Source organism: Burkholderia sp. 22PA0106, assembly GCF_047497155.1.
In the GTDB taxonomy this organism is placed as follows: domain Bacteria; phylum Pseudomonadota; class Gammaproteobacteria; order Burkholderiales; family Burkholderiaceae; genus Burkholderia.
In genome coordinates, this window is the sequence record NZ_CP163162.1 from 2,378,641 (window position 1) to 2,400,797 (window position 22,157).

Here is a 22,157-nt window from a genome sequence, read left to right on the forward strand (position 1 = left end):
CGATCATACCGCCGGCCACTCCCATCGTTATTCCGGCACTGCGTTTCGATATACGAATTCGTCGCTTCCCGATCCGTTCAATTCACTCTATCGTGCACGCCGAGCCAGCCCGCCGCGCTCGGCGTGCCGGGCGCAGACACAGTGGTTTGACAAGGACCGGCACCCGATGACGCGCTTGAACCGACGCAATTTCCTGATTTCCACGGGCGCGACGCTCGCCTCCGCCGGCATCGCCGCGCCGGCCTTCGCGCAGGGCGCGCCCGCGACGCGGCAACGCGGCGGCACGCTGAACATGCTGATCAACCCCGAGCCGCCGGTGCTCGTGTCGATCTTCCAGACCACCGGCCCCGCGCTCGTCGCCAGCTCGAAGGTGATCGAGGGGCTGCTCGCCTACGACTTCGATCTGCACCCGCGCCCGCAACTCGCGACCGCCTGGAACGTGTCGCCGGACGGGCTCAAGTACACGTTCACACTGCGCCGCAACGTCAAATGGCACGACGGCCAGCCGTTCACGTCGGCCGACGTGGCGTTCTCGATCGAGCTGCTGAAATCGATCCACCCGCGCGGCAAGAGCACGTTCGCGAACGTGGTGCGCGTCTCGACGCCCGACCCGCTCACGGCCGTGATCGACCTGTCGAAGCCCGCGCCGTATCTGATCAAGGCGCTGTCGGCCGGCGAATCGCCGATCGTGCCGAAGCACCTGTACGCCTCGGGCGACCCGCTGACCAACCCGCACAACAATGCGCCGATCGGCACCGGGCCGTTCCGCTTCAAATCGTGGACGCGCGGCGCGAACATCGTCTACGAACGCAACCCCGATTACTGGGATGCGGGCAAGCCGTATATCGATTCACTGGTGTTCAAGGTGATCCCCGATGCGGCCGCGCGCTCGGCCGCGTTCGAGACGGGCGCGCTGGACCTGGGCGGCGAGAACCCCGTGCCGCTGTCGGACCTGCCGCGCCTGATCCAGTTGCCGCAACTGACGCTCGAAACGCGCGGCTACCGGTTCCTGCAACCGCAGGGCGAGATCGATTTCAACCTCGATCATCCGATCCTCAAGGACCTGCGCGTGCGTCAGGCGATCGCGCATGCGATCAACCCGGAGATCGTGCAGAAGACGATCGCCTACGGTTACGCCGATGTTTCCCCCACGCCGATCACGCCGGCCTCGCCGTATCACGACGCCACGCTCAAGCCGTATGCGTTCGATCTCGCGCTCGCCGAGCAACTGCTCGATGCGGCCGGCCATCCGCGCAAGAACGGCGGCGCACGCTTCGCGCTCACGCACGACTATCTGCCGTACGGCGATACGCACCGGCGGCAGGCCGAGTACGTGAAATCGGCGCTCGCACGGATCGGCATCGAGGTGACGGTGCGCGCGCAGGATCTGCCGTCGTTCCTGAAGCGCGTGTATGCGGACCGGCAATTCGATTTCACGAGCATCGGCGTGAATACGTTGTTCGATCCGAGCGTGGGCGTGCAGCGGCTGTACTGGTCGAAGAATTTCCGGCCCGGCGTGCCGTTCTCGAACGCGCCGCATTACAGCAATCCGCAAGTGGATGCGCTGCTCGAAACGGCCTCGGTGGAAACCGACGACGCGAAGCGCACGGCATTGTTCCGGCAATTCCAGCAGATCGTCTATCGCGACCTGCCGATCCTGAACCTGGTCGCGCCGCGCATGGCCACGCTCGCGAACCGGCGCGTGCACGATCACACGGTGTCCGCGCAAGGGCTGGAAGGGAATCTGGCGGATGTGTGGGTGAGCGCTTGATGGCGGGGTAGCGTTTCCGGACGACTGCGTTTCGTTCAGTCATCCTCGTCGGCGGGCGGCGGCGCGGCCATCACCTGCGTGCGCAGCGCCGACATCACGTCCGCCATCAGCCGGCCGCGCGGCGGTGCACCCGCCGCGTTCAGCGCCTGCCGCACGCTCACCACGCGTCGCGCGTCGTAGCGCCGTCCGCTGTCGATCGCGCGCTCGAACGCATTGGCGCGCGCGTTGATCTCGCCGGGATCGGCGTCGACCAGCAGCACCGCGTGCGCCAGCACGGCATACAGCGGCGCGTCAGTACCCCTAAGCGATTTCACGCCGCGCCAATATTGCGCGGTGCCCGCGATCTTGCGCGCATCATCGGGCGGCCCCCAGGCGAGGTTGAAGCGGCCGTCGCAAAACGAACCGTCCACGGCCTGCCAGTGCGTGTGCAGCCCGAACGTGCCGAGCGCATCGCGCAGGATGCCGCACAGGTGCCGGTACACCGCCTCGGACAGTGCGCCCACCGTGCCGCGCACCGGGTAGGCCAGGCTCAGGTTGAGAATGCCCGGCCCCTGCGGCACAAGCCCGCCGCCGGACAGGCGCAGATACACCGGGCAGCCGCGCGCGGCGAACTCGGCGCGCGCGCGTTCCAGCGCGGCGAAGCGCCGGTAGCTGCGCGGCACCACCAGCGAAGGCGGTGCCTGCCACAGGTGCGCCACGCAACCGCCCGCCTCGGCCCGCGACAGCAACGCCGCCTCGGCCGCGAGCGGGTCGGTTGCGCCCGCATCGAGTTCGATCCACTCAAACGGCATCGGCCGGCCACGCTTCGATCGCGCCGCCCCGGTTCATGCCAGCCTCGGCTGGACGACGATCTTCACGGCCGACTCGTTGTTGTGGATCAGCGTGTCGAAGCCCTGCGAAACCAGGTCGTCCAGTTGAATGCGCTGGGTGATGAACGGCGCGAGATCGATCCTGCCCTCCTCGACCAGCCGGATCGTGGCCTGATGGTCGTTGCAATAGGCAATCGTGCCGCGCACGTCCAGCTCCTTCATGACCACGCTGTGCACGTTGATCGTCGCCGGATGGCTCCAGATCGACACGATCACCACCACCGCGCTCGCCGAGCAGGCGGCCACCAGCGTGTCCAGCACCTTGTTGACGCTCGAACATTCGAACGCCACATCCACGCCCTTGCCGCCCGTGAGCTTCATGACCTCGGCCACCACGTCCACCTCGCTCGGGTCGAGGATGTGATCGGCCACGCCCGATTCGCGCGCCTTCGCCTTGCGCGCCGCGCTCAGTTCCGTGACGATGACGGTCAGCCCCGACGCCTTCAGGATCGCCGACAGCAGCAGGCCGATCGGGCCGACGCCGCCGACCAGCGCCACGTCGCCGGCCTTCGCGCCGCTGCGCGTGAACGCATGATGGCCCACCGACAGCGGCTCGATCAGCGCCGCCTGGTCGAGCGGAATCGCGTTCGAGATCGGATGCACCCAGCGGCGCTTGACGGCGATCTTTTCGGACAGGCCGCCGCCCCGGCCGCCGAGGCCGATGAAGTTCATGTTCGGCGACAGGTGATACTTGTCGCCCGGTCCGGTCGGCACGTCGTCGGCCACGATGTACGGCTCCACCACCACATGCTGGCCGATCGCGAGATCGGTCACGCCCTCGCCCACCGCATACACCACGCCCGAAAACTCGTGGCCGAGCGTGACGGGCGCGGCTTCGCCGGAGATCGGATGCGGGTGCCCGCACGGCGGGATGAAGATCGGCCCTTCCATGAACTCGTGCAGATCGGTGCCGCAAATGCCGCACCACGCCACATCGATGCCGACGGTGCCCGGCGCGACCACCGGCTCGGGGATGTCTTCGATGCGGATGTCGCCTCGGTCGTAAAAACGTGCTGCTTTCATCGTTCGCATTCCTTCAGGTGTTTCGAATGAGTCCCAGCGGGCGCGGCGGGAACGGCCGCGCCCACAGCGTCAACGGCCCAGGTGCTCGCGCAGCAGCGCGTTGACGTCGTTGGCCTTTTCCATCTGCGGCATGTGGCCGGCGCCGTCGAGCAGCGCCACCTTCGCGCCCTTCGGCGCGGCCTGCGCGTGGCCGCTCGGGATCACCCGATCCTCGCGGCCCCACACCACCATCACCGGCTTGCCGAAGCCGCCGAGGTCCCGGCCCGGCAGTTCGCGCTGCTTGCCGCCGCCGAACAACTGGCTGCCAAGCGCGTCGAGCGCCTCGGTCACGCCGTCGAGGCGCTTGTACTTGAGCAGATCGTCGAGCATCTGGCGGCTGACCAGCGCGGTGTCGGCGAACAGCAGCTCGGCCACCGGTTTCAGGTCGCGGCGCGAATCGGCCTTCACGAAGCCTCCGGTGTAATCGGCATTGACCTCCTCGCCGAAGCCCGCGCTGTCGATCAGCGCCAGCGACGCCACCTTCTGCGGCGCGGCCACGGCCAGTTGCGCGGCGATCCCCCCGCCCATCGAGTGGCCGACCAGATGCGCCGACGGCACGCCGACCGCCTCCATGAAGCGGCCGACGAACGCCGCCTGCGCCTCCAGCGTGGCGCCGGCCAGCTTCACGGTGGATTGCCCGTGCGCCGGCAGGTCGAGCGCGATCACCGGGTGCCGCTCGGCCAGCGCGTCGAGGTTGAACAGCCAGTTGTTCAGGTCGCCGCCGAAGCCGTGGATGAACAGCACGGGCGTGCCCGCTTCCGGCCCGCGCCGCGCGTAGCGCACGCGAATGCCGTCCACCTCGACGAAATCGAACGCCGGGCCGGCGTCCTCGTCGTCGGCGCCGGCGGCCGGCACCTCGAACGCGGCGACATAGGCGTCGATCTCGGCGTCGCCGACTTCCAGCTCGGCCAGCACGCCAAGCAGCGCCTTGACCGGCAGCGTCTCGCCGCTTTGCGCCACGATGCGGCGCAACAGCCCCGCATCCGGCGCTTCCACGGCGTTCGAGATCTTGTCGGTTTCCACGTCGACCAGCGCGGTGCCGACCTCGATGCGCTCGCCTTCGCGCACCAGCCAGTCCTGCACCGTGCCCTCGCGCATCTCCAGCCCCCACTTGGGCATCACGACCGGGGTGATGGCGGCCATCAGTGCGTCCCTCCGTTCATGGTGCGTCGCGCGGCGTCGGCGATCTGCGCGGCGCTCGGGATATACAAGTCTTCCAGCGTCGGCGAGAACGGCACCGGCGTGTGCGGCGGGCAGACCATCTCGATGCCCGCCTTCAACGCGCCGAACGCGCGCTGCGCGACCTGCGCGGAAATGTCGGTGGCGATGTTGCAGCGCGGGCTGGCCTCGTCCACCACCACCAGGCGGCCGGTGTGCTCGACGGTTTCGAGCACGGTGTCGATATCGAGCGGCGACAGCGTGCGCAGGTCGACGATCTCGGCCTCGATGCCTTCCTTGGCCAAGGTTGCCGCGGCCTCCAGCGCGCGGTGCACCATCAGGCCGTAGGTGACGATCGACACGTGCTTGCCGTCGCGCACGATGTTCGCCTCGCCGAACGGGATCGTGTACAACGCCTCCGGCACCTCGCCTTCGAAGCCGTACAGGTTCTTGTGCTCGCAGAAGATCACCGGATCGTTGTCGCGGATCGACTGGATCAGCAGCCCCTTGGTGTCGTACGGCGTGGACGGGCACACCACCTTGAGGCCGGGGATGTGCGTAAACAGCGGCGTGAGCATCTGGCTGTGCTGGGCCGCCGCGCGGAACCCCGCGCCCACCATCGCGCGGATCACCACCGGCGTTTCGGCCTTGCCGCCGAACATGTAGCGGAACTTCGCGGCCTGGTTGTAGATCTGGTCGAAACACACGCCCATGAAGTCGATGAACATCAGCTCGGCGATCGGCCGCATGCCGCACGCGGCCGCGCCGATCGCCGCGCCCACGTAGGCCGATTCGGACAGCGGCGTGTCGAGCAGCCGGTCGCCGTGCTTGGCATACAGGCCCTTCGTCACGCCCAGCACGCCGCCCCAGGCATCCTTCTCGCCGTTGGCGCCGGAGCCGCCGACGATATCCTCGCCCAGCATGATCACGGTGGGGTCGCGGGTCATTTCCTGGTCGATCGCTTCGTTGATCGCCAGCTTCATGCTCAATTTGCGGGCCATATTCATGTCTCCTGATTGTTTGATCGCATCGGTTGCCTTGGTCGCATCGGTCGATAAGCGGCGGGGTCAATAACGAACATAGACATCCGCGAGCAGATCCTCCGGGCCGGGCAGCGGCGCGGCCTTGGCCTCCACCACCGAGCGCTCGATCAGATCGGCCACCTCGCGATCGATCGCCGCCAGCGCGTCGCGCGCAATCACCTCGGCGCGCGTGACCGTCTGCACGAACTTCTTGATGCAATCCTTGTTGCTGCGGATGTCGTCGAGTTCGCCGGGCGCGCGGTAGGTTTGCGCATCGCCCTCGAAGTGGCCGTAGAAGCGCACCGTCTTGCATTCGAGCAGCGACGGCCCGCCGCCTTCGCGCGCGCGCCGGATCACCTCGCCGGCCGCCTCGTGCACGGCGAAGAAATCGGTGCCGTCCACCGTCACGCCCGGGATGCCGAAGCCGGCCGCGCGATCGACGTAACTATCCACGGCGGTGCCGTATTCGCGCGCGGTGGCCTCGGCGTAGCCGTTGTTCTCGATCACGAAGATCACCGGCAAATTCCAGACCGCCGCGAGGTTCAGGCTTTCGAGGAAGGTGCCCTGGTTCGACGCGCCGTCGCCGCAGAACGTGATGCCGATCTCGCCCTTGCCGCGAAACTTCGCCGCCAGCGCCGCGCCGCAAATCAGCGGTGCGCCCGCGCCCAGAATGCCGTTGGCGCCCATCATCCCCTTCGACAGATCGGCGATATGCATCGAGCCGCCCTTGCCGTTGCACGAGCCGCCCTTGCGCCCGTAGATCTCCTTCATCATCGCGACCGGATCGACGCCCTTCGCGATGCAGTGGCCGTGCCCGCGGTGCGTGCTCGCGATCCGGTCGCCGTCGCCGAGGTGATGCAGGATGCCGACGCCGGTCGCCTCCTCGCCGGCGTACAGATGCACGAAGCCGGGAATGTCGCCGCGTCCGAAATCGACGTGCAGCCGTTCCTCGAACTCGCGGATCGTGCGCATCTTGCGATAGACCGAAAGCAGCGCCGCCTGGTCGAGCGGCAGCCGGCCCGGGCCTGCTGCGATGTCTGTTGCCATGCTTGTCTCCTTGTTTCAGGTGGGGGTGGGATGGGTGCGGAACCCGGATGCGGGCGGGCATGCGCCCGCGCCGCCGCGCATCACCTGCGCGAGCGCCGCATGACGCATGCAGGCGGCCACGTCGATGCTGCGGAAGGCGTTTTCCTTCAGGGTGACGAACACTTCGTCATGCGAATCGAAGGCCAGCTCGCGTTCGCCGTCGAGCGCGACAACGCCCGCGCGCTGCCGCACGCGATGCGGCACGCCGTGCGCGATGCGATGCCACGCCGCGATCGGCACCGGCTGCAGCAGCCCGGGCGCGATAGGCGCGAGCAGCTCGAACGCGCAGCGCCCGGGCTGGCCCAGCTCGATGGCCAGGCCGCCGCGCTCGTCGCGGCCGATCGGTTCGAGCAGGCCGCCGATGGCGGACAGGCCGATCGCCTGCGGGCTCGCGTACGACACGTACACCGCGCTCAACGTGTCGGCCTTCCACACGGCGCGCGCGCCGATATAGCGCTCGCGCGAGATCACGGCGTCCACCAGCGCGAGGTCGCGCCGCCACGCCCCGCCCGGCTCCCGAATCGTCACATCGAGACACTTGTTGCTCGCCAGCGCGCGCGAGGCGGGAATGCGCCCCGTCGCGAACAGGCCGGTAGCCAGCCCGGTGATGGTGGATTCGCGCATCTCGGGGAACGCGTTATTGGTGCCGGTGGACAGGCCGACGATCGGCACCTCGCCGCATTCGCGCACCACGGCGCGATGGGTGCCGTCGCCACCGAGCACGACGATCGCCGCCACGCCCGCCTCGCGCATGCGCCGCGCGGCGAGCAGCGTGTCGTCCACGCTGCCGGCCACCGGCATGTCGAGGTAGTCGATCTGCGCCATCGCCGCGCCCGACGCCTGCGCACGAGCCAGATGGCGTTGCAGCATGACGCGCAGCCCCTCGCGGTCCGGCATCATCAGCACGCGCTCGATGCCGCCGCCGGCCAGCCCGGCCAGCAGGCGCAGCACGATGTTGGCGCGGTCGGCCAGTTGCAGGCTGTTCGCGTTGGCGATGACGCGGCGAATGTCGCGCGCCGACACCGGGTTGGCGATGATGCCGACCCGGGGGGAACGAACCGGAACGGGTTCGTGCATGCCTGTCTCCGATGTGCTTGTTCTGACAGCAGCGATAACGCAACTGCCATGCCAGTGCCGCATCGGCCCGCAGGCACGAAAACACGCGAGAAATTTAGGGGAATACCCCGGCAAACCGGGCGGGAAATACGAGGCGGCAGCCCGCCGCCGTGACAGGTGTCACAGCGGCAGGTGCATCAGGTGGGACAGGCGTATCGGTGCGCTCAGTGCGTGTCGCGCGCGCCGGTATCGGTGCGGTTCGGCGACTGGATGCCGTAGCGCGCCATGCGGCGGTACAGCGTCATGCGGCTGATGCCGATCTGCCGCGCGACGGCGCTGAGGTTCCAGCCGGCCGCGCGCAGGTATTGCATCAGCAGCGCGGCTTCGGGCGGCAGTTTGTGACGGTCCTCGGTGTGATCGACGTGATCGGCAAGTAATGGCCGCGACGCGGCTTCGCCGGCATGCGTGTCGCCAATCCCCTCGGGCAAGTCGCTCGCCTCGATATGACGGTGATCGCACACGGCGCGCGCATATTCGAGCGCGTTGCGCAGCTCGCGCAGGTTGCCCGGCCAGCGATGGCGATGCAGCCGTTCGCGCGCCGCCGCCGACATCGTGTAGCCCGGCTCGCCCTCCGGCACGGCGAGCAGCTTGCGCACCAGCCAGTCCAGATCGCCGCGCTCGCGCAGCGGCGGCAGCGCGAAGCGCGCGCCGTTGAGCCGGTAGTACAGATCCTCTCTGAACAGGCCGCTGCCGATCAGCCGGTCGAGCGCATGATGCGTCGCGGAAATCACGCGGATATCGACCGGCACCGGGCGCGACGCGCCGATCGCCAGCACCTCGCCTTCGGACAGCACGCGCAGCAGGCGCGACTGCAACTCGCGCGGCATGTCGCCGATCTCGTCGAGAAACAGCGTGCCGCCGTTCGCTTCCTCGATCAGCCCGCGCTTGGGCCGCGAACCGGCGCCCGAGAAGCTGTTCGGCAGGTGTCCGAACAGTTCGCTCTCGATCAGCGTGTCGGGAATCGCCGCGCAATTGACCGCGATGAACGGGCCGTGGCGGCGCGCGCTGGCGCGATGCAGCGCCTTCGCCAGAAACTCCTTGCCGCTGCCCGTCTCGCCGTTGATCAGCAGATTGATCGGCGAATCAATCAGCTTCGCGGCGCGCTGCAATTGCTGCTGCAACGCCGCATCGCCGCCGCAGAGCGCGGCCAGTTCGGCCGGCAGCGGCGGCGGCGTGCCGTCGCGCATCGCGGGCGGCAGGCTCGGCGCCGGCGGCATGACGCTCAGGTAGAGCGCGCGCCCGCCGTGATTGAGCCGCACCACGCGCTGCTCGCTCGGCCGCGAATAGACGAAGCGCCCCAGCTCCTCGGTCCGGGCGTCGAACAGCGCCTCGAAGCGCTGGCCGAGCAGCGGCGGCGCGTGCGGATCGTGCGGATCGGTGCCGGCCGCGAGCGCCTGTTGCGCGCGGCGGTTATGGCCGGCGATCCGGCCGTCGGCGTCGAGCGCGATCAGGTAGTCGGGGCTGACTTCGAGGAACTCGGGCGCGGGGCTCAGTTTAAGCACCCAGTCCTGGCGGTGACGGCGCAGGAAATAGGCGTCCTCGATCTGGCTGGCGTACATCCGCACCAATTGCAGCGCGAGCATCTGGCTGTACCGGGCTTGCGGCGAACTGAGTGCGGAGATGTCGAGGATCGCCGTGAGCCGGCCGTACGAATCGAACATCGGCGCGGCGGTGCAGGTCAGCGGAATGTGGGTGGCGTCGAAGTGATCGGCCTGATGCACCGTGAGCGCCTGCCCGGCCGCCAGCGCGGTGCCCACCGCGCAGGTGCCGGCGCCGTCCTCGCTCCATTCCGCGCCGAGATACAGGCCCGCACGCCGCAGCGCGGCATCGGCATTGGCGTCGCCGAGGTAATCGACGGTGACGCCGTCGGCATCGGTCAGCAGTACGACGTAACCCATGCCGGCCACCTGGCCATGCAGGGTTTCGAGGCCGTGACGGGCGATGCGCGTGAAATCGTCGATGCGTTGCTGGTGTTCGCGCAGGCGGATTGGCGGCAGGATGCGCGCCTCCTGCATGCGGGCCGGATCGAGCCCGTATTGATGGACGCAGCGCCGCCACGAACTCTGGATCAGCGCATCGTGTGTGCGCATGGCCGCCGGTAACTCGCCGGTGGTGGCCAGGACCACCGTTTCGATGTGATCGCGTTGCCGCACGTCCATCGTTGTCTCCTGTTTCCGCGCCGCCTGCTGTGGTGCGACGCGGGGCCGGCCCGCGTGCAACGCCGGCTGACGATCGGGTGGCGCCGTGTGGCGCCCCTGCCATTTTCCAGACTGGGTGGTTAATGTAGCCGACGGTACGGGATGCCGCAATACGATGGCGGCGGGGCGGCGTCGGGCGGTTTCGGGACGCTTCGGTAACCGAAGCAAACCGCTGCTTCGCGCACCGGCACCCTGCTTCGTACTCGTGAGCAGCGGACCTGCCGGCACGCGGAATGATGACGGCGTATCGCTCAATCAGGGTCAATTGCATGGACGTCCGCCGTACCGGCTCCCACACGCCAGCCACTCAATCCGATAACGATCACCAGCCTGAAAACGGGCATCGCGACCACCGCGACCACCGCGCCGCGCCGAACACGGCGCCGGCGAGCCAGGTCGTCAGCGGGCCGTTGCAGGATCTGGCCCGCCGGCGCAGGCAGGCGAGCGCCGAATCGGGCCGTGGCGTGATCGAAACCGATTCCCGTCTGGCTGCCGCTCCAAGCCTGTTTCAAAGCCTCGATACCGCCGTGGCGAGCCTGTCGCGCAACACCCCGCCGCCTGCCGCGCCGCGCGCGCCGGGCGGCGGCAACCGGCCCCCGCGCGCACCGTTGCCCCGTGCCGGCTTGCCGCGCGCGCCAGCCTCCCCGGCCCGCGCCGACCCACGGCAGCACCTGATCGAAGGCGCGGCTGCGCCAGGCTGGCGCGACCATGTCTTTCAGAGTTTCGACGCGATCATGAATGCATCGCCCGCGAGCCTGAACCTCGGGCCGGCCGCACCGCCGTCTTCGGCGGTGCTGTCGCGCGGCGATCAGCGCTCGCCCGAGGAACTCGCTCACACGGCGAACATTCATCAAGCGCGGCCGAGCCTCGGGCTCGACGATCTGCAGGCAAACCGGCAAACACTGGGCCGGGGCACGCCCGATCAAATCGCGCGTGGCCGCACGTATATTCCGCGCCTCGCGCAAGCCGAAACGCTGATTCGCACCTACTTCGGCCAGGACGGCGAGCATCGCGACGAACGCGCGCTCCAGCCGTTTCGGGCCCTCGCTCAAGAAATCGGCGCGGACGCGGCCAGCGAACACGATGACGAACTGATTTCGGCCGGCGATTACCTGACGGTCATGGACCACCTGGGCGTGATGTTCCGGCGCGTGCCCGACGACAACTGAACTCGCCGCATCACGATTTTTGCCGGCTGCCCAAGCATTCCTGAACGCCGCCGGCCCATGAGGATCGACAGGGCGGCCTGCCGTGAACAGGCCAGGCCTCCGATCCCACCCTTCCCATCCCGCGCCCAAACCCTCCGTCTTGTGCCGCTCAAATTTTTTATAGATAATAGATAAAATACACAAACGGAGTTCGCCCCCCATGTCCCAGCCCTCTCGCATCACCCTCACCGGCAACGACCTCACCCTCACCCAGATCGTCGACATCGCCCGCCACAACGCCCCCGTTTCCCTCAGCGACACCGCCCGCGCCAACCTCGCCGCCACCCGGCAATTCATCCACGACAACTGGCTCGTCGACGACGCCCCGCTGATGTACGCGTTCAACACCGGCGTCGGCGCGCTGAAGAACCAGCGCATCGGCGCGCTCGACATCGCGCGCTTCCAGCGCAACCTGATCCATTCGCATTCGGCCAGCACCGGCGAGCCGATGCCGCCCGAAACCGTGCGCGCGATGATGGCGATCCGCGTCAACACGTTCGCGCGCAACCATTCGGGCATTCGGGTGGAGGTGGTGGAACGGCTCGTGGCGATGCTGAACCTGGGCATCACGCCGGTGATCGCGACCAAGGGCAGCGTCGGCGCCAGCGGCGATCTCGCGCCACTCGCCCTGATGAGCGGCGCGTTGCTGGGCCTCGATCAATCGGTGGTCACTTACCAGGGCAACACCATGAGCGCACGCGCCGCGTTCGAGCGAGCCGGCCTGCCGCCGACGTTCGATGTCGAGGCGAAGGACGCCACCGCGCTGATCAACGGCTCCACCGCGTCGCTGGCCTACGCGGCGCTCGCCGCGTTCGATGCGCGGCAACTGCTGTCGGGCGCGACGATCTCGCTGGCGATGTCGCTGGAAGCGATTCGCGGCGAACGCGCCTGCTTCGAGGATCGCGTGATGCTGGCGCGGCCTCATCCGGGCCAGCGCCGCGTGGCGCAGGCGGTGCGGCGCCTGCTGGAAGGCAGCGCGCGCTGCACGCACGAGGCCCGCGCGTTCGCGCCGCCCGGCGCCACCGAAGCCGAAGCGCTGGCGGCCGCGCAACCGCGTATTCAGGATGTCTACTCGTTTCGCTGTTCGCCGCAGGTGTACGGCCCGGTGCTCGACGCGCTCGACTACATCGACGGCATCCTCACCACCGAGATGAACAGCGCCACCGACAACCCGCTGATCTTCGCCGCCGACCAGCGCTACGACATCGTGTCGTGCGGGCACTTCCACGGCCAGTACGTGGCGCAGGCGATGGACCTGCTCGCGCTGGTGACGACCGACCTCTCCGCGATCTGCGACCGCCGCAACAACCTGTTGATCGACCCCGCTTATAATTTCGGCCTGCCACGCAACCTGATCGCCCGCGAGCCCGGCATCAACACCGGCTTCGCCGTGGTGCAGAGCATGGGCACCGGCCTCGTGCTGGAAAACATGGGCCTGTGCGCGCCGGCCAGCGTGACGAGCCTGCCGGCCAAGGGCAATCAGGAAGACCACATCAGCAATGCCTGCTTCGCCGCGCGCCGCACGCGTACGGTGGTGGAGAACGCGCAGGCCGTGGTGAGCGCGGAAGTGCTGATCGCCGCGCAGGCGCTGTCGCTCACGCAGCAGGCTTACTCGGCGTTCCCGCTCGGCCGTGGCGCGCAGGCCGCGCTCGAACGGGTGCGCGCCGAGGTGCCGGCGATGCTCGGCGACGACCGCTGGGTGCACGACGACGTCGAGGCGGTGCGAGCGCTGGTGCGCAGCGGCGCGCTCGCGCAGGCCGTGACGGCCGCCTGCGGCGACATGTGGGGCCCCGCAACACCCTAAAGGACAGATCGAACGTGGTTCTCGACAATTCGGATTCCCTGCCGGCACGGATTGCCGCCGGCCTGGCGCAACAGATCATTCGCGGCGAGCTGAAGCCCGGCGATCGGGTTCGCCAGGACACGGTCGCCGCCGACTTCAACACCAGCCACGTGCCGGTGCGCGAGGCGTTCCGGCGGCTCGAAGCGCGCGGCCTGCTGGTGTCGCGCGAACGCAAGGGCGTGTACGTGCCGGCGCTGGATCAGGCTTCGATCGTCGAGATCACCCGCATGCGCTCGGCGCTCGAAGTGCTGGCGCTGCGGCATGCCATCCCCAACCTGACCGAAGCCGACCTCACCTTGGCCGAAGACGCCATCGCGCAGGCCGAGCACAGCCGCGACATCGCCGCGTGGGAAGAAGCGAACCGCCACTTCCACGCGAGCCTGTACCGGCCGTGCGGCATGCCGCGCCTGCTGTCGGACATCGACAGCCTGCACGAGGCGCGCCTGCGCTACATGTACGCCACGGCGGCGATGATCGACTGGAATGCGAAATCGGAAGCCGAGCACATCGCGCTCGTGGCGGCCGCGCGGCGTGGTGATGTGGCGCTCGCCTGCTCGCTGCTGGAACAGCACGTGAGCGACGCCGGGGACATTCTGGTGGCCGCCGTGGGGACATTGCCTGCGGGGTAAGTCGCGGGCGACCGGACGTTGGTGCGATCGAACGAGCCGGGGCCGTTCGCGGCGGCTCGAAGCTTGCGCTTCCGCACCGCCCGCCTACGACGGACGCAGCTTCCCCTCGCTCGCCGCATCGGGTTCCACGTCGATCGTGCGATCGGGATGGATCTTCAGCGTCATCAGCGTGCCGATCAGCAGGAACAGCAGCGACCCGGCGAACGGCAGGTTCCAGTTGCCGGTGCGGTCGATCACCGCGCCGAACACCACCGGCGACACGATGGTGGCAAACGCCGCGCCGGTGTTGAGCATGCCGCTCGCGGTGCCGGCGTGTTGCGGCGCGACGTCCATCGGCACCGCCCAGATCGGGCCGATCGTCAGTTCCAGCATGAAGAACGCGCCGGACAAGCCCAGCGTGACGATCGTCAGGTCATGACTGAGCATCACCGGGATCATGCAGGCAAACGCGCCGAGCAGACTGAACGCGATCACGCCCTGCCGCGCCAGCCGGAGGCTGCCGGTGCGCTTGAGCACCCGGTCGCTGATCACGCCGCCGAGCACGTCGCCCACCACGCCCGCCAGGAACACGCCCGAGGAAAAAATCGCGGACTCCTTGAGATTCAGCCCGTAGCCGTGCAGAAAATACAGCGGCACCCAACTGAAGAACAGCGTGTTGCTCCACACCTGGCAAAAGTACACGAAGATCGACGGCGACATGCGGCCGAAGATGCGCCGCCACGGCGTGGCCACGCGCGCCTGCGCGTCGGCGGCCACCCTCACCGGCAATTGCGCGAGTTCCGTTTCGTTCACGCGCGGATGCGCCCGCGGATCGTCGCGGTAGTACAGCACCCAGACGACGATCCACAACGCCGTCATCACGCCCACGATGATGAACGACAGGCGCCATGAATACAGCGTCGCCAGCAAGGCCACGAGCGTCGGTGCGACGGCATTGCCGAGCCGCGACGAGGAATGCGTGATGCCCTGCACGAAGCCGCGATCCTTGGCCTGGAACCAGTTCGCGATCGCCCGCGCCTGGGCCGGCAGCGCGGCGCCCTCGCCCACCCCGAGCAGCAGGCGCGCGGCGCACAGCGACGCGAGCCCGCCGACCATGCCGGTCGCAATCGTCGCCACCACCCAGATCGAGCCGCACAACAGCAGCGTGCGGCGCGCGCCCATGCGGTCGGCGAGCCATCCGCCGATGATCTGGAAGATCGCGTAGGTATAGCCGAACGCGGAGAACGCGAGGCCCAGCGTGGTGTTGGACAGGCCCAGCTCGGCCTTGATCGGCCCGGCCGCGGCGGCCAGGTTGACGCGATCCAGATACAGGATGAACGACATCGCGCACAGCAGCGCCAGGATGGCCCGCTGTACGTGAGTGCGTCCCGAACGCCGCAATAGCGAATTCATGTCTCCTCCGACTGCGAGGTCCGCGGCGGCCTGCGCCACCGTCGGCCTCTGTTCGATTTCGGTTCGATTTAGGTTGGTTCGATGCCGGCGCCGCTCAGGCGAACGCGGCCGACTGCGAGCGCGCCATGCGGCAGGCCAGGTCGAAGGCATGCGCCATCGCCGTGGCGCTCGCGCGGCCCTGGCCGACGATGTCGTAGGCGGTGCCGTGCGCCGGGGTGGTCACCGGCATCGGCAGGCCGCCCTCGACGGTCACGCCCACCTCGAAGCCGAGCAGCTTGGTGGCGATCTGCCCCTGGTCGTGATACATGGTCACGATGCCGTCGAGTTCGCCGGCCCGCGCGCGCAGGAAGATCGTGTCGGCGGGATACGGCCCGGTGGTCGCGAAGCCGCGTTCGGCGGCCAGCGCCATGCCCGGCTCGATCACTTCGCTTTCCTCATTACCGTAGTTGCCGTGGTCGCCGTTGTGCGGATTCAGGCCGCACACGCCGATGCGCGGCACGGCCACGCCCGAGGCGCGCAGCGCGCCGGTCAGCATGCCGATCGCATCGGCCACCGCCTCGGGCGACAGGTGCGCGGACACCTCCCGCAGCGGAATATGCGAGGTCACGCGCGCCGTCCACAGCGGATCGAGCACGTTCAGCTCGCCGCACACGCCGCGATGGTCGAGCAGGCTGGCGAACCAGCGCATCTCGTCCTCTTCCTGCATGCCGCCGAGGCGCAGCGCGCTCTTGTTCAGTGGCCCGAAACATACCGCGTCGGCCAGGCCATCCTGCACGCGGCGCACCGCGAGCCGCAGCGAATCGAGCATGAAGCGGCCACTCGCTTCCGAGATGACGCTCGGCGCGAATACCGCGTCGCTGCCCTCCCAGTGCAGGATTTCCAGCCACGGTGCGGCTTGCGGGATCGGCACGCCTGCGGCGGCCGCGCCGCGCGCGAGCGCCTCGCGGTTGCCGATCAGGGTGATGTGGGCTTTCTCGGCCGTGGCGGGGTCCGCCAGCAGGCGCGCGATGATTTCTGCGCCGACGCCGGCGGGGTCGCCGATGCTGAGCGCGATTCGAACGGGTGACTGAGACATGGTGCTCCGAGCGCGATGATCATGGGGACCGCTGCGTTCGATGCGAGCGGTTCGGCCTCAAGATAAGGACGATCGCGCCGGCCGGCCATCGCTCATTGAGCTATTCAGGTTTCGTGTTTTGCGAAACCGGCCCGCAAAGCAGGTCGAGCACGGACAGCGTGGACGACGACAGCGCCTCGGTGGGCAGGTGGCAGAGCAGGAACTGGCGAGTGGCCCAATTGCCCTCGATGGGCAGGATGCGGAACGGCGGGCCGCCGGCCAGCGCGCGCGCCACGCCCTCCGGCATCACCCCGATGCCGACGCCCGCGGCCACCATCGCCGTCATGCTGTCGAAGCTGCCGACGCGAATCCGCATGCGCAGCGTCTGATCCCGCGCGTTCGCCAGGCGCGCGAGCGCCACCGAAATGGCCGAGCCTTCCGTGAGGCCGATCACGTCGCAGGCCAGGATGTCGTCCGCGGTCGCGCGCTCGCATTCGGCCAGCGCGTGATCGGCGGCCGTCACCACCACCAGTCGATCTTCGCGATAAGGGCGCGTCGGGAAATCGAGCCGCCCGAGCGACGCTTCGTAGATGCCGATGTCGACCACGCCGCGCGCGAGCGCCTGCATCACGCCGTGGCTGTTCAGTTCCTGCAGGTCGATATCGATGCCGGGGTGGGCGGCGTGGCTACGCTGCACGTCCTGGGCGAGAAACTGCAACACCGCCGACGTGCAGGCGGCGATCTTCACGATGCCGCGATCGCCTTGCCGGAACGCGGAGGCATCGTCGGCCATGCGCGCCGCCGAGTGCAGCATGCTGCGCGCATGCGCGAGCAGGGCGCGGCCGGCATCGGTGAGCGTCATGCCGTGCGGCCGACGCTCGAACAGCGCCACGCCGAACTGCGTTTCCAGTTCGCTGATGCGGCGCGACGCGGCGGCGGGCGCGAGCGCGACACGCTCGGCCGCCTTGGTGACCGCGCCGAGTTCGGCGGTGGCCTCGAACAGGCGCAGCGTCGTCAGATCGAAATGGATACGGTTGGCGCGACGCATCGGGTGGGGGGAAATGGGGAGAATGCGCGAAATTCTATCCCGTTGGGGGTGCGTCGGGAAAAAGCCGTCGGTCTCGCCCGACGACGCATGCTGCTCGGCCACGGCGCGCGTAACGGACCAACGCTGCGCTCGTCATTGCGTCGGCCCGTTGCTCAAGCGATATCGACGATGCCTCAACCGGCGTGCGAGCGCAGCCACTCCGCGCGATGCTGCAAGCGCTGCACCCATTCCGGCGCCAACCCGGCGGCGGCGGCCAATGCCGACACCGCGTCGATGCGTGGCCGGTGCGCCATCTGGATTTCCCAGAAGCGCTCGATCGAAAACGCCGCATCGGGCCGCTCGATCAGGTCCATCGCATCGCCCACCGCGAGCTTGCCGGGGCGCAGCACGCGGTAGTACCAACCGGTGATGCCCGTTCGCGCAATGAAGGCCGCCACACCACTGGCGCCCAGGCGGTGATCGATCTTCCAGCAGGGCCGGCGCGGTTGCGACACCTGCAGGATCGCCGTGCCGGCCCGATAGACATCCCCGATGCAGACGCTCGCTTCGGTCAGCCCCGGCGCGCAAATGTTCTCGCCCACGCTGCCGGCCAGCAGCAACGGCTCGCAATCGGGAAACTGCCGCCCGAGCGCCGGATAGTTTTCGAACGCGTATTGATGAACCGCCTTCTCCGGCCCGCCATGCACGCGCCGGTCGGCCTGCTGGTCGCCGCGAATGCCGGACACCTCGATATCGGCATCGGCGATCCGCGTTTTGTAAATGCCCGTGAGATGCCCTTCCGGGCCCAGCTCGGTGATACCACCCGCAAACAGATGTTCGATTGTCGGCATCGCGCCCGTCCTGACGATTTGAACCTGCACACTGTGCCGCCGATGGCGCGCAACGTCCATTGATCATTGAAGATTGTACGCATCACTGAACGTGATGGCGCACGCCGACACACCGGCATCTTGCTTCGGATGAAAACGCGGCGCGAAAAATTTTCGCATCGGCTGTAACTCGCGGCGCGGAGGCGGCGAATTGATGAGCGTACCCAATGTGGGTGCGCCCACTTCAAATCCGGAGAACCTCATGTCCACGAATACCAAGATCACGTCCGCCCTGCTCGCCGGTGCCGTCGCCAGCCTGCTCGCTTCGGTTGCGCATGCCGCCCCGCTGACCAAGGCCGAAGCCGGCGCAGCCGTCGCCGCTCACAAGGAGCAATGCTACGGCGTCGCGCTCAAAGGCCAGAACGATTGCGCGGCCGGCCCGGGCACCACGTGTCAAGGCACCTCGACGGTCGATTTCCAGGGCAATTCGTGGAAGTTCGTGCAAGGCGGCACCTGCGCCAACATCCAGGTGCCGGGCGGTGGCCACGGCTCGCTGACGCCGATCAAGTCCTGACCCATCCAGCCCATCAGAGGAGCGGGGATGGCGCCTGACCATCCCCGGTTAGCGATGACGGAATTCCCCCCGCTTGCCGGCGTCAGCTTCAAGCACGACCATCTCGCCGCGATCACCGAGCAACGGCCTGAAGGCCTGTTTTTCGAAGTGCACGCCGAGAACTACATGGGCGACGGCGGCCCCGCGCACCGCGCGCTCGGTGCGATACGCCGCAACCATCCGCTGTCGGTGCACGGTGTCGGCATGTCGATCGGCGGCCCCGGGCCGCTCGATGCGCGCCATCTCGCCCGGCTGCACGCGCTGGTCGCCCGCTACGAGCCGGTGCTGGTGTCCGAGCATCTGGCGTGGTCGTCGCACGAAGGCACGTTCTTCAACGACCTGCTGCCGCTCCCGTATACGGAACAGACGCTCGCCACGGTCTGCGCGCACATCGATCAGGTTCAGGACACGCTGCAACGACGCATCCTGCTCGAAAACCCTTCGACGTACGTAGCGTTTTCCTCTTCGACGATGCATGAGGTCGATTTCCTGCGCGCGGTAGCCGAACGCACCGGCTGCGGGCTGCTGCTCGACATCAACAACGTGTTCGTGTCCGCGTGCAACCAGCGCGGCTCGGCCGAGGCCTATCTTGCCGCATTTCCGCTCGAACACGTCGGCCAGATTCACCTGGCCGGGCACAGCGAGCAACGCGACGACGAGGGCGAACCGCTGCTGATCGACAGCCACGACCGCTCGGTGGCCGACCCGGTCTGGGCGCTCTATGCGGACACGATCGCCCGCACCGCCTGTATCCCGACGCTCGTCGAATGGGACAGCGCGTTGCCGGCCTGGCCGATACTGCACGCCGAAGCGCGGCAGGCAGCCGAGGTCATGCGCGGCGCGTCCATCCAGGAGCACGCTCATGCGTCATGACGCACACGCCGCCGGCGCATCGATGCAAGATTTCTCGGCCGGGCTGCTCGACCCCGCCTGCTCGCCGCCCATCGACGCGATCGCGCCGGACCACAAGGGCGTCGAGCAGCGCTACAACGTCTACCGGAACAACGTGACGGTGAGCCTGATCGACGCGCTCGCCGCTATTTACCCGGCCGTGCAACGCATCACGGGCGTCGATTTCTTCCGGGCGATGGCGCGCTTCCACGTGCGCGAAACGCCCCCGCAATCGCCGCTGCTGTTCGAATACGGCCACGCGTTCGCGCCGTTCATCGAGCGCTACGAATACGCGTCCGAGATGCCGTGGCTGGCCGATGTCGCGCGGATCGAGCGCGCCTGGCTCGACGCGTATCACGCCGAGGATCAGCCGCACCTGAGCGCCGCCGCGCTGGCGCAGGTCGCCCCCGACGCGCTGATGACGCTGCGCTTCGTGCCCCACGCCGCCGCGCGCATCGCCACCTCGCGGTTTCCCGCGGTATCGATCTTCGTCATGAATCGCGACGACGACGCCACCGCCACGCTCGTATCGAGCACGCCGGAAGACGCGCTGATCACGCGCGTGGATGACGCGGTGACCGTCTCGCGCCTGCCGCCGGGCGGCGCGGCGTTCCTGCGCGCGCTGTTCGACGGCGAGCCGTTCGGCACGGCCGCCGCTCATGCACTCGAAGCCGATCCGGCCTTCGATCTGCCCGCCAACCTTGCCGGCATGATCGCCGCCGGCGCCTTTACCTCGATTCGTACAGGAGCTTGACCATGATCTCGGATTCACGGAGCCAACCGCGCACGCCGCTCGCCACGCTTGCCCGAGGCGTCGGATGCGCTCGCCGGGTGGTCGAGCGCATCGCCCAGCCGTCGCTCGTGCAATTGGTGCTGCGCATTGCGCTGGCGGTGCCGTTCTGGAAATCGGGCATCCTCAAATGGAGCGGTTTCCTGCAACTGAACGACACGGCGGTCGACCTGTTCACGGATGTCTTCAAGCTGCATCTGCCGGGCGGCCCGTATCCGTTCCCGATGCCCGCCGTGTTCGCGTTCCTCTCGGGGTGCGGCGAGGTGGGGTTTCCCGTGCTGCTGGTGCTCGGGCTCGGCACCCGCTTCGCCGGGCTCGGCCTGCTGCTGATGACCTGCGTGGTCGAACTGACGGTGCCGGACGGCTGGCCGATCCACCTGACCTGGGCAGCCATGGCGCTCGGCGTCGCCGCGTGGGGGCCGGGCAAGATCTCGATCGATTACCTGCTCGGCGACCGGCAAGCGCGTTCGTCAAGCATGCCGAAGTAAATCGCACGAGCCTGCATCGCCTCTTCGTCTTCGATGAGGTGAAACTCGAAAATGGTCGGCCCAGCGGCCTATTTCTTGCCGGCTTGCTGTTCGCGCCATTCCGGGGTGGTGACGCCGCCCACTCCCCAACTGTCGAGATCGACTTCATCAATCACGACGAACGTCGTGTGATGCGGCTTGCCCATGACGTCGAACAGCAGATCGCTGACGCCCTTGATCAGCGCCTTCTTCTGCGCCGGCGTCGTTGCCGATTCGCCCGGCGCGGTGCCTTCGCGCGTTACCTTGATATTGACGTACGGCATACCGCCCTCCCATGGTGAAATGCATTGCGCCGCACGGTCTGCCAACCGGCGGCGCAAATCTTCGGGTAGAGGCATCGGTTCAACCGAAGGTCAAACCGACATCGACGTGGTCACGCATTACGTTCGCGTAAAGACACCTGGCGGAGGCGTGATGCGCGCGGCGTCATGGCGTTGCCGCCATGCCGCCACGTGCACCGAATTACTTCGCCGCCACGCCCGTGTCGTAGTCGAACTCGATACGGATACCGCCCGGCTCGTACACCATCGCATGGCGCTTGGTGCCCTTGCCAAGCTGCTCGGGGGCGAATTCGACGCGCGCGCCCGGCCATGCGGACACCCGCTCGAACACCGTATTCAACGCTTCTTCGCTGGCGACACGCAGCGCCAGATGGTGCAGCCCGACGTTGCGTTTGCGGTCGAATTCGACGAGCGCGTTCTGCTCCGTCACCTGCCACAGCGTCAGCGTGACGTGCCCGTCCGACACGAAGGCGGCGGGGTATTCCGGCCGCTCGCCAACGACGTTCCAGCCGAGGCATTGCTCGAAGAATTGCCGGGTCGAGGCGAGATCCCGAACCGCCAGGCCGAGATGGTCGATGCCGCAGGTAAGCGCTTGGTTGGACATGGTGGGGTGTTCCTTCTGGTTGAATGAGGGCCGGCAGCGGCGGGTTCGACTCGACGCCGCCGAACTTCCGATTCGCGGCATTCGGTGCATCGGGCATCGGGACCAACCCGGGCAACGCCGAATGCTCGGTTAAAGATAGAACGAAACCGCGCAATCCTCCGAAGCCGATACCAGGCGGCAAGTCGA

At 68.0% G+C, this 22,157-nt stretch carries 21 protein-coding genes; 8 read left to right on the top strand and 13 right to left on the bottom strand.

Translation table 11 applies throughout. The annotated features are described in order from the left end of the window. Nucleotides 1-166 precede the first annotated feature (166 nt). On the top strand, nucleotides 167-1,771 hold the full coding sequence (locus AB4850_RS10125) for an ABC transporter substrate-binding protein (protein WP_414439683.1): 1,605 nt from the start codon (nucleotides 167-169) through the stop codon (nucleotides 1,769-1,771). Between the two features lie 35 nt (nucleotides 1,772-1,806). Here AB4850_RS10125 and AB4850_RS10130 read toward each other — a convergent pair whose 3' ends face one another. The 7 genes from AB4850_RS10130 to AB4850_RS10160 form a co-directional block, all read right to left on the bottom strand. Continuing rightward, a complete protein-coding gene (locus AB4850_RS10130) occupies nucleotides 1,807-2,562 on the bottom strand; it encodes a lipoate--protein ligase family protein (protein ID WP_414439684.1) in 756 nt (251 codons plus the stop codon). Between the two features lie 33 nt (nucleotides 2,563-2,595). Then, complete coding sequence (locus tag AB4850_RS10135) at nucleotides 2,596-3,663, bottom strand: 2,3-butanediol dehydrogenase (RefSeq protein ID WP_414439685.1); 1,068 nt, start codon at nucleotides 3,661-3,663, stop codon at nucleotides 2,596-2,598. A 69-nt stretch (nucleotides 3,664-3,732) separates the two neighbouring features. Then, entirely contained in the window at nucleotides 3,733-4,845 is a 1,113-nt protein-coding gene (locus AB4850_RS10140; protein ID WP_414439686.1) for an acetoin dehydrogenase dihydrolipoyllysine-residue acetyltransferase subunit, read from the bottom strand. Further along, nucleotides 4,845-5,861, bottom strand: a complete 1,017-nt coding sequence (locus AB4850_RS10145; protein ID WP_414439687.1) for an alpha-ketoacid dehydrogenase subunit beta — start codon at nucleotides 5,859-5,861, stop codon at nucleotides 4,845-4,847. Before AB4850_RS10145 ends, AB4850_RS10140 begins: the two co-directional genes overlap by 1 nt. A gap of 66 nt (nucleotides 5,862-5,927) precedes the next feature. Next, the gene (locus AB4850_RS10150; RefSeq protein WP_414439688.1) at nucleotides 5,928-6,929 is read right to left on the bottom strand and encodes a thiamine pyrophosphate-dependent dehydrogenase E1 component subunit alpha; all 1,002 of its coding nucleotides are present in this window, start codon (nucleotides 6,927-6,929) and stop codon (nucleotides 5,928-5,930) included. Between the two features lie 15 nt (nucleotides 6,930-6,944). Next, nucleotides 6,945-8,045, bottom strand: a complete 1,101-nt coding sequence (locus AB4850_RS10155; protein WP_414439689.1) for an ATP-NAD kinase family protein — start codon at nucleotides 8,043-8,045, stop codon at nucleotides 6,945-6,947. 203 nt (nucleotides 8,046-8,248) lie between these two features. Continuing rightward, nucleotides 8,249-10,243 (bottom strand): sigma-54-dependent Fis family transcriptional regulator, encoded by a 1,995-nt coding sequence (locus AB4850_RS10160; RefSeq protein ID WP_414439690.1) that lies wholly within the window; start codon nucleotides 10,241-10,243, stop codon nucleotides 8,249-8,251. A gap of 308 nt (nucleotides 10,244-10,551) precedes the next feature. Between AB4850_RS10160 and AB4850_RS10165 the strand changes: the two genes are divergently transcribed. The 3 genes from AB4850_RS10165 (at nucleotide 10,552) to AB4850_RS10175 (ending at nucleotide 13,962) form a co-directional block, all read left to right on the top strand. Then, complete coding sequence (locus tag AB4850_RS10165) at nucleotides 10,552-11,451, top strand: hypothetical protein (RefSeq protein ID WP_414439691.1); 900 nt, start codon at nucleotides 10,552-10,554, stop codon at nucleotides 11,449-11,451. 199 nt (nucleotides 11,452-11,650) lie between these two features. Further along, nucleotides 11,651-13,294, top strand: coding sequence for an HAL/PAL/TAL family ammonia-lyase (locus AB4850_RS10170; protein WP_414439692.1), 1,644 nt, complete (start codon nucleotides 11,651-11,653; stop codon nucleotides 13,292-13,294). Between the two features lie 14 nt (nucleotides 13,295-13,308). Further along, nucleotides 13,309-13,962: a GntR family transcriptional regulator gene (locus AB4850_RS10175; RefSeq protein WP_414439693.1), complete on the top strand. Its 654-nt coding sequence runs from the start codon at nucleotides 13,309-13,311 to the stop codon at nucleotides 13,960-13,962. Between the two features lie 84 nt (nucleotides 13,963-14,046). Here the strand turns inward: AB4850_RS10175 and AB4850_RS10180 are convergent, their stop codons facing one another. The 4 genes from AB4850_RS10180 to AB4850_RS10195 form a co-directional block, all read right to left on the bottom strand. After that, nucleotides 14,047-15,354 (bottom strand): MFS transporter, encoded by a 1,308-nt coding sequence (locus AB4850_RS10180; RefSeq protein WP_414439694.1) that lies wholly within the window; start codon nucleotides 15,352-15,354, stop codon nucleotides 14,047-14,049. A 94-nt stretch (nucleotides 15,355-15,448) separates the two neighbouring features. Next, nucleotides 15,449-16,429, bottom strand: coding sequence for a 4-hydroxythreonine-4-phosphate dehydrogenase PdxA (locus AB4850_RS10185; protein WP_414439695.1), 981 nt, complete (start codon nucleotides 16,427-16,429; stop codon nucleotides 15,449-15,451). A gap of 100 nt (nucleotides 16,430-16,529) precedes the next feature. Beyond that, the gene (locus AB4850_RS10190; RefSeq protein ID WP_414439696.1) at nucleotides 16,530-17,456 is read right to left on the bottom strand and encodes a LysR family transcriptional regulator; all 927 of its coding nucleotides are present in this window, start codon (nucleotides 17,454-17,456) and stop codon (nucleotides 16,530-16,532) included. A gap of 173 nt (nucleotides 17,457-17,629) precedes the next feature. Beyond that, a complete protein-coding gene (locus AB4850_RS10195; RefSeq protein WP_414439697.1) occupies nucleotides 17,630-18,286 on the bottom strand; it encodes an MOSC domain-containing protein in 657 nt (218 codons plus the stop codon). Nucleotides 18,287-18,527: 241 nt separating this feature from the next. Here AB4850_RS10195 and AB4850_RS10200 point away from each other — a divergent pair, with 241 nt between their 5' ends. From AB4850_RS10200 to AB4850_RS10215, 4 genes are read left to right on the top strand one after another with little or no spacing between them, the layout of a single operon-like run. Then, a complete protein-coding gene (locus AB4850_RS10200; protein ID WP_414439698.1) occupies nucleotides 18,528-18,839 on the top strand; it encodes a DUF2282 domain-containing protein in 312 nt (103 codons plus the stop codon). Nucleotides 18,840-18,893: 54 nt separating this feature from the next. Continuing rightward, nucleotides 18,894-19,751, top strand: a complete 858-nt coding sequence (locus AB4850_RS10205; RefSeq protein ID WP_414439699.1) for a DUF692 domain-containing protein — start codon at nucleotides 18,894-18,896, stop codon at nucleotides 19,749-19,751. Further along, nucleotides 19,741-20,523 (top strand): DNA-binding domain-containing protein, encoded by a 783-nt coding sequence (locus AB4850_RS10210; protein WP_414439700.1) that lies wholly within the window; start codon nucleotides 19,741-19,743, stop codon nucleotides 20,521-20,523. Before AB4850_RS10205 ends, AB4850_RS10210 begins: the two co-directional genes overlap by 11 nt. 2 nt (nucleotides 20,524-20,525) lie before the next feature. Next, the gene (locus tag AB4850_RS10215; RefSeq protein ID WP_414439701.1) at nucleotides 20,526-21,047 is read left to right on the top strand and encodes a DoxX family protein; all 522 of its coding nucleotides are present in this window, start codon (nucleotides 20,526-20,528) and stop codon (nucleotides 21,045-21,047) included. A 68-nt stretch (nucleotides 21,048-21,115) separates the two neighbouring features. On the opposite strand, the gene AB4850_RS10220 is transcribed toward AB4850_RS10215, so the two are convergent. Both AB4850_RS10220 and AB4850_RS10225 read right to left on the bottom strand, forming a co-directional pair. Further along, nucleotides 21,116-21,424: a tautomerase family protein gene (locus tag AB4850_RS10220; RefSeq protein WP_414439702.1), complete on the bottom strand. Its 309-nt coding sequence runs from the start codon at nucleotides 21,422-21,424 to the stop codon at nucleotides 21,116-21,118. Between the two features lie 124 nt (nucleotides 21,425-21,548). Further along, the gene (locus tag AB4850_RS10225) at nucleotides 21,549-21,971 is read right to left on the bottom strand and encodes a VOC family protein (protein WP_414439703.1); all 423 of its coding nucleotides are present in this window, start codon (nucleotides 21,969-21,971) and stop codon (nucleotides 21,549-21,551) included. Between the last annotated feature and the right edge of the window lie 186 nt (nucleotides 21,972-22,157).

Coding starts and splice junctions, on each gene's coding strand:
- AB4850_RS10180 (WP_414439694.1), bottom strand. CDS start 15,354: ATGAATTCGCTATTGCGGCGTTCGGGACGCACTCACGTACAGCGGGCC.
- AB4850_RS10215 (WP_414439701.1), top strand. CDS start 20,526: ATGATCTCGGATTCACGGAGCCAACCGCGCACGCCGCTCGCCACGCTT.
- AB4850_RS10135 (WP_414439685.1), bottom strand. CDS start 3,663: ATGAAAGCAGCACGTTTTTACGACCGAGGCGACATCCGCATCGAAGAC.
- AB4850_RS10195 (WP_414439697.1), bottom strand. CDS start 18,286: ATGCCGACAATCGAACATCTGTTTGCGGGTGGTATCACCGAGCTGGGC.
- AB4850_RS10155 (WP_414439689.1), bottom strand. CDS start 8,045: ATGCACGAACCCGTTCCGGTTCGTTCCCCCCGGGTCGGCATCATCGCC.
- AB4850_RS10165 (WP_414439691.1), top strand. CDS start 10,552: ATGGACGTCCGCCGTACCGGCTCCCACACGCCAGCCACTCAATCCGAT.
- AB4850_RS10200 (WP_414439698.1), top strand. CDS start 18,528: ATGTCCACGAATACCAAGATCACGTCCGCCCTGCTCGCCGGTGCCGTC.
- AB4850_RS10170 (WP_414439692.1), top strand. CDS start 11,651: ATGTCCCAGCCCTCTCGCATCACCCTCACCGGCAACGACCTCACCCTC.
- AB4850_RS10150 (WP_414439688.1), bottom strand. CDS start 6,929: ATGGCAACAGACATCGCAGCAGGCCCGGGCCGGCTGCCGCTCGACCAG.
- AB4850_RS10125 (WP_414439683.1), top strand. CDS start 167: ATGACGCGCTTGAACCGACGCAATTTCCTGATTTCCACGGGCGCGACG.
- AB4850_RS10140 (WP_414439686.1), bottom strand. CDS start 4,845: ATGGCCGCCATCACCCCGGTCGTGATGCCCAAGTGGGGGCTGGAGATG.
- AB4850_RS10210 (WP_414439700.1), top strand. CDS start 19,741: ATGCGTCATGACGCACACGCCGCCGGCGCATCGATGCAAGATTTCTCG.
- AB4850_RS10225 (WP_414439703.1), bottom strand. CDS start 21,971: ATGTCCAACCAAGCGCTTACCTGCGGCATCGACCATCTCGGCCTGGCG.
- AB4850_RS10205 (WP_414439699.1), top strand. CDS start 18,894: ATGACGGAATTCCCCCCGCTTGCCGGCGTCAGCTTCAAGCACGACCAT.
- AB4850_RS10220 (WP_414439702.1), bottom strand. CDS start 21,424: ATGCCTCTACCCGAAGATTTGCGCCGCCGGTTGGCAGACCGTGCGGCG.
- AB4850_RS10145 (WP_414439687.1), bottom strand. CDS start 5,861: ATGGCCCGCAAATTGAGCATGAAGCTGGCGATCAACGAAGCGATCGAC.
- AB4850_RS10160 (WP_414439690.1), bottom strand. CDS start 10,243: ATGGACGTGCGGCAACGCGATCACATCGAAACGGTGGTCCTGGCCACC.
- AB4850_RS10190 (WP_414439696.1), bottom strand. CDS start 17,456: ATGCGTCGCGCCAACCGTATCCATTTCGATCTGACGACGCTGCGCCTG.
- AB4850_RS10130 (WP_414439684.1), bottom strand. CDS start 2,562: ATGCCGTTTGAGTGGATCGAACTCGATGCGGGCGCAACCGACCCGCTC.
- AB4850_RS10185 (WP_414439695.1), bottom strand. CDS start 16,429: ATGTCTCAGTCACCCGTTCGAATCGCGCTCAGCATCGGCGACCCCGCC.